At 40.8% G+C, this 5192-nt stretch carries 8 protein-coding genes; all 8 read right to left on the bottom strand.

Annotation, left to right across the window (positions count from 1 at the left end; translation table 11 throughout):
* Window positions 1-319 precede the first annotated feature (319 nt).
* The 8 genes from K5L93_RS20015 to K5L93_RS19980 all read right to left on the bottom strand — a co-directional run bounded on the left by K5L93_RS20015 (window position 320) and on the right by K5L93_RS19980 (window position 5138).
* On the bottom strand, window positions 320-562 hold the full coding sequence (locus tag K5L93_RS20015) for a hypothetical protein (protein ID WP_220721572.1): 243 nt from the start codon (window positions 560-562) through the stop codon (window positions 320-322).
* 2 nt (window positions 563-564) lie between these two features.
* Window positions 565-744, bottom strand: coding sequence for a hypothetical protein (locus K5L93_RS20010; protein WP_220721571.1), 180 nt, complete (start codon window positions 742-744; stop codon window positions 565-567).
* A gap of 185 nt (window positions 745-929) precedes the next feature.
* On the bottom strand, window positions 930-1847 hold the full coding sequence (locus tag K5L93_RS20005; RefSeq protein ID WP_220721570.1) for a zonular occludens toxin domain-containing protein: 918 nt from the start codon (window positions 1845-1847) through the stop codon (window positions 930-932).
* Window positions 1844-2128: a DUF2523 family protein gene (locus K5L93_RS20000; RefSeq protein ID WP_220721569.1), complete on the bottom strand. Its 285-nt coding sequence runs from the start codon at window positions 2126-2128 to the stop codon at window positions 1844-1846. Before K5L93_RS20000 ends, K5L93_RS20005 begins: the two co-directional genes overlap by 4 nt.
* Window positions 2125-3288: a virulence factor TspB C-terminal domain-related protein gene (locus K5L93_RS19995; protein WP_220721568.1), complete on the bottom strand. Its 1164-nt coding sequence runs from the start codon at window positions 3286-3288 to the stop codon at window positions 2125-2127. Before K5L93_RS19995 ends, K5L93_RS20000 begins: the two co-directional genes overlap by 4 nt.
* Before the next feature lie 78 nt (window positions 3289-3366).
* The gene (locus tag K5L93_RS19990; protein WP_220721567.1) at window positions 3367-3495 is read right to left on the bottom strand and encodes a major capsid protein; all 129 of its coding nucleotides are present in this window, start codon (window positions 3493-3495) and stop codon (window positions 3367-3369) included.
* 195 nt (window positions 3496-3690) lie between these two features.
* Window positions 3691-4017 (bottom strand): single-stranded DNA-binding protein, encoded by a 327-nt coding sequence (locus K5L93_RS19985; protein ID WP_220721566.1) that lies wholly within the window; start codon window positions 4015-4017, stop codon window positions 3691-3693.
* A gap of 2 nt (window positions 4018-4019) precedes the next feature.
* Window positions 4020-5138, bottom strand: a complete 1119-nt coding sequence (locus tag K5L93_RS19980) for a phage/plasmid replication protein, II/X family (RefSeq protein WP_246615130.1) — start codon at window positions 5136-5138, stop codon at window positions 4020-4022.
* Window positions 5139-5192: the final 54 nt, after the last annotated feature.

Raw genomic sequence — 5192 nt, 5'->3', positions numbered from 1 at the left:
ACATTATGCGCCTTATGGGTGTAACTCGTTAAATGTGGGCTTGTTTGGTGGTCAATATGCCGATAATTGGATGTATCGGCATTAGAGCTTAAGAGCGGTTTGGCAGGATGGCATGTAGCGAATATTTATCATTAAGATGAACGACTGACCGCGCGCCATTTAGGTGAACGGTCATAATCAAATTCAGTTGGCGCTTGGTGTTACGCTTCCCGCTTCGCAGTCGCTTTATCCCTGCGGGATTTATAAAACCGTATCAGGCCATGAACAATGCAGGCAAAAACAAACGCTGAAAAATAAAAAAACCAATCTCTATCAAACATTATTCAAACTCCATTAAGGTTTGGAAAGACTGTTTGAAGTCGTCCATTACTTCCGTTCGTTCGTCCAGCTTTTCACGCAAGCGATTAACTTCCTGAGTAAGCTGTAAAATCTCATTGCGCTGTTTTAAAAACTGATCACATGCAACAAGCAAAGTCTTAGTGCCTGTTTTAGTGCCGAGCTGCTTAGCAGCAGTGTTAATCATAATATCATCTTGTTCGGTCGTTCTAACGGTTAGCGCCATGATTAAGACTCCATCTTTTTAATAGCTAATTGCATACATTGTTTAAGTTCATCAGTAGTCAGGCTGTAGCGCTCGATTAGGCATTCATCGAACCAACCGCGCTTTAAATGCTCGCGTAAAATCTGAGGTGATGAATAACAAAAGGTATCAATCAAAGTTGCTTTAGTTTGTTCTGTTAACATGACGTAAATCCCCTATTCGATTGCAAAACGTATTCCCTAACTGGTAAATACATTATAAATGCAATCATTAAGGTTTGCAATCATTTCGATAAAAAATGCCAACGGAAATTTAAGGTTTTGCAATCTAAAACGCTTTGCCGGTTCGTCCTAGTCAAAGCGTTTTGCTATCATTTTGGAAAAGTATGTTAAGCGTCAGTAGAAGAAGTACTAACAGGGATTTTAAACATTAAAGGACGTTCAGCGAGATTACGGCATTGCATTTGGTCTAAGTCCAAAGGAATACCTTCATAGGTATAACAAGTGCAAAAAGTATCATTGGATATACACCCAGACACCAAAGGTTGAGTTTCTTGTTTAGCAGCTACAGTACCCAATTCAACCGATGATGTTTGAATAAATCCAGAGCTAGAAGTTTGAGTTGTAGGCGCAGCCTGAACGGTTTCAGTTTCACCAACAAAAAAGCCAACCGCTTGAGTGGCCAAGAACGCAACGGAAGCAATCAACATAACAAACAACCCTAAGATAAATTTAAGCTTGGTGGGAAAACGCTTTTTAACAGTGTGTTTGGTGGAGCTTTTATAAAGTGAATAGAGTTTCTTATCGTAAGAAACCTGCTTTACATCAGCATCCCGCCTATCACGCTTATCAAGTGGGTCGATAGCACAACGCGACCATGTTAATTGGCGACAGCGTTCTAAACCAAATTGGCGTTCAATATGGATATGTTCAGTAACAAGTTTTCTAATGTGGTGATGTATAAACGTTGGGCTTTGGGTAATCAGAATTAACGTGTGTCCAGTATGTCTGATAGTTTCCATAGCAATAACTTTATCATCAGTAGAATTACCCGCTTTACCAGTCGAAGGAAAAAGGCGTTGGCATTCGTCATAAGTAACTATTGACCCCTCTGGAGTTTCCCGCCAATCATCAGGGGGAGTTTCAACCCCATCAATGCAACAACCATCAATATCAGCATAAATAGGTCTATGTTGTGCGGCTTTAGAATCATCTTTATTGATGACCGATTGAGCATAAAGGCGCTTGATAGCTTCGAGTGATTTGCCGGAACCTGGCACACCAGTTATTAAAATAATGACACTCATTTAGACACCAATGAAACAGATTGAATAGCCGCATTAATAGCTAAGCGGGTGAGAATTGCAGAAAACAAAATGTTAAAGGCTTGACCTACACCACCAAGCAAAGCGAGCTGACTAATGCCGCCAGTGATGCCCGTAAGTGATGAAACAGCGTTAGAAATGTAAGAGCTAACAAGAATGTCTAAACCCGTATAAATAGTTAACGACATTCCCGCACCAACAAGAACGCGACCGAGTAAGGTAGAAGCAAGACCACCCAAAGCGGCCATAAGTGCATTTATCATGATTTCATCCTTTGACCAGAAACAATAAAGGCAGCACCAACCCAAGCAGAAATGATCACCCATATTCGAGCGAGCGAAACAAATTCACACATAGGCGTATAATCAAATTCAAGGGGTTTAGTAACGCCAGCAAAATCTACTGAATAGGTATAAGGTGCAGGACAAGAGCCAGAACCAATGCCAGAACTAAAAGACTGCTCAAGTTGCGATAAATCCACATCTTCTTTGTAATCCTCAGTAGGTATAGCTTTTATTTCATCAGGTTCTTGGCGGAACCATTCCATAAATTCACAGACACCAGTAGCCCATGTACAAAAAACAGGTAATTCACCAGTGTCAGGAACTTCAGACGGAGAACCATCAGAGGGAGTAGATTCATCAGGAATAGTAATATCGGGAGTGTCGGCAGGATCACCTTCATAATTATTTTCAATATCGTAATTAGCTACTAATGAAACAGCCGCTCGTACTTCTGGAATGTTATAGGGATAACCAGTAGAAGGATCAGTTAAAACATTATCTAACAAAGAAAAAGGAGCTAAAGAATCTAAAAGCTCATTAAATTGATCGGTAGAAAAGTATTTTTTAATCTCGGAATCTTCACTATAAAGAAAATGAAACTCAGCAAAAACAGATGGAATATTGGAAGAATGCCTATACTTAGAATGAATTTTACCTTCAGTACCAGAATATAAATACCAACCACCTTCAAAATTAGCTGTTGGATAAGCTTCGGCAGTCATAGATAAACATTCATCAATCGACATAATATCGCCGCCAGCGGCACAACGACCAAAAGACATCACACCACTTTCTGTAAAGTAATATTTCTCAGGAACAGAAGGGTCGTCATATTGGTCATAACCAAGGGCATAAATGCCAGCTTGTAAAGCAAGGCCAAAAGGTGACGCCATACGCAAACGAGCAGCAGCAGAAATGCCAGCTTTAGAAATGGTAAGAGCTTGTTTAAAAAAGCGCTGATTTGTATTTGAAAGAAGATTGCGAGCAATCGTTAAATTAGCTGCAACGCCACTAGATGTTCTAACAACGTTATCTAATTTTACAGGTGTGTAAGTCCAATTGTTGGCCGCTTGAGCTGGAATAGTAACAACAAAACCTAGCGAAAAAGTATAGAACAAGCCATAAAGAAAGTTACGCATACAATCATAGAATCCGGTGTGAACATAAACATGATAAGAACCTAGAAAAAAGCCACCCCGTGAGAGGTGGCAATTTGTTTAAAAGAATTGAGCTTTAAGCCATTTCCAACCCATCGCAACAGCGGCAGGTGTTAACAGCGCAGCACCAACAGTACTAATGGCAGCAGTAACAATTACGATTTGTGCCAACGGTTCAGTAACGTCCATAATATTTATCCTTAAATTATGATTTGCGGTTTGTAATGGCCTCGCGTATTTCCCTAAAACCCCAAGCAACAATAAAACAAATGAGGATTTGGGGAGCGAGATCCATAAAGTTTTCTACTGTGAAAGCGCCAACTTGAACCCACTCAGTACAAGCAGAATCAACAACCGTTTTACACACTAGATAACTATTCATTGCTAGACGGCCTTGTCTAACTTGGTAACAGGTTTTTTATCATGACCAAAAGCGTCTTGCTCAAGCTGAGGAACAAGAACGATATTAAAGCGATTAAGCTCTAAATCACCGTACTTACCAACCTGAAAACACTCACCTGATAATGTGTATTTGCCGGGCTCGTAAGCATCAGCGCGGCTTTCAATAGGCAGCTTAAATTCAAGCGGAAAACGGCCACCTGTTGAGATGTAAGCTTTCTGTTTAAAGCGGTCGGTAACTTCGCCAGTATCTTTGTTTGTGAATTGGCGGTTTTCTACGTCTAATTTGTCAAATACTTCTACGGTAATCATGCTTATAAGCCTCTAGTTAGTTCATGTACGTTATGGTCTGTTGCATAGAACGGGCTGCATGGCGTGAACTCTTCACCAACAGCTTGTTTAAGTCCTGTTTGTTCGAATGACCAAATAAGGCGTTTTTCATGCGCCCAATCTGGAGTGGAAACTGGTTTAGCTTCAAGAACGCGAAGCAAGGGAACAACGTTAGATTGGTCTGGAGTATCACAAGGAAAAGCAATATCAATGTTGTGCTCTAATAAGCCTTTACGGTGATTGTAAAAAGTTGGCTTAGGCAATATCTGTTTTAAGTTAGTGCCCTGCTTCCAAAGCATGTATGAAGACTGCAAACGGCGAGGCAGTTCTAAAACTTTATTATCTGGTAGTGTCGCATTGGTGTTCATTTCGATTCTCCCGATATACTCGGCGTATGTGTCTTTAACTTTTTCAGGCGTCCAATCTGAGCCCTTATCCATTTCTATTTTCTTTAACTCCAATGAGCGGAGCGTTACTTCTAAGCGCAGCTTGTTCTCTGCGAATTTTTTAAGCGGTGTAAAGTGAAACTGCTTAGGCAAGGCATGTTCACCCCCTGCCCCAATTTCATCGAATTTTGAATATGCTTTGATAGACCAACGGCGGGAACTCTTACCCCAATAGCACGTGGATTTAGATGAAACTGCGCGACCATGACGGGTTTTTGATTTGAGTTCAGCAGCTTGAAGCCATGAACGAACAGACACTAGATTGTCTAGTTCATACATGTAATTGATATCTAGTCGCTTAATTTCGTAATCGCCACGGTTGATGGCAAGTATCGATTCAATATCGTAAGGGAGAGAAAAAGCGACTTTCACATGAGCAAAAACAGCGGCCATCATGCCAACTAAATCATCAGAGCCAAACACATTATGACCTTGAAGAAACTTGCTTGGATTACCGTCAATATAGATATGGGTTGCTTCCCCTAACCCATCGCCGCCTTGAGACTTAACAAAAATAGAAGACTCATAAGAACCGCGGACTTTGGTCGAACAGCTAGAACACCACTGAACATCACCATTTGGAGACAACTTCATCACCTTATCCGAAGGGATAGGGTGATGCGGGTATTTAACCAAAATTGTCGCCCAATCAATCATGCAACGTCCATGTCTAAGTTTCTAAGAATTTATATTCTGCGGATAACTTAGGTT

Source organism: Agarivorans litoreus (genome assembly GCF_019649015.1).
GTDB lineage: Bacteria > Pseudomonadota > Gammaproteobacteria > Enterobacterales > Celerinatantimonadaceae > Agarivorans > Agarivorans litoreus.
This window is presented reverse-complemented; position numbering and strand designations above follow the sequence as displayed.

Bases quoted from the DNA above. Each gene is read 5' to 3' on its own strand.
- K5L93_RS19980 (WP_246615130.1), bottom strand. From the start codon at position 5,138: ATGATTGATTGGGCGACAATTTTGGTTAAATACCCGCATCACCCTATC.
- K5L93_RS20015 (WP_220721572.1), bottom strand. From the start codon at position 562: ATGGCGCTAACCGTTAGAACGACCGAACAAGATGATATTATGATTAAC.
- K5L93_RS20000 (WP_220721569.1), bottom strand. From the start codon at position 2,128: ATGATAAATGCACTTATGGCCGCTTTGGGTGGTCTTGCTTCTACCTTA.
- K5L93_RS20010 (WP_220721571.1), bottom strand. From the start codon at position 744: ATGTTAACAGAACAAACTAAAGCAACTTTGATTGATACCTTTTGTTAT.
- K5L93_RS19990 (WP_220721567.1), bottom strand. From the start codon at position 3,495: ATGGACGTTACTGAACCGTTGGCACAAATCGTAATTGTTACTGCTGCC.
- K5L93_RS19995 (WP_220721568.1), bottom strand. From the start codon at position 3,288: ATGCGTAACTTTCTTTATGGCTTGTTCTATACTTTTTCGCTAGGTTTT.
- K5L93_RS19985 (WP_220721566.1), bottom strand. From the start codon at position 4,017: ATGATTACCGTAGAAGTATTTGACAAATTAGACGTAGAAAACCGCCAA.
- K5L93_RS20005 (WP_220721570.1), bottom strand. From the start codon at position 1,847: ATGAGTGTCATTATTTTAATAACTGGTGTGCCAGGTTCCGGCAAATCA.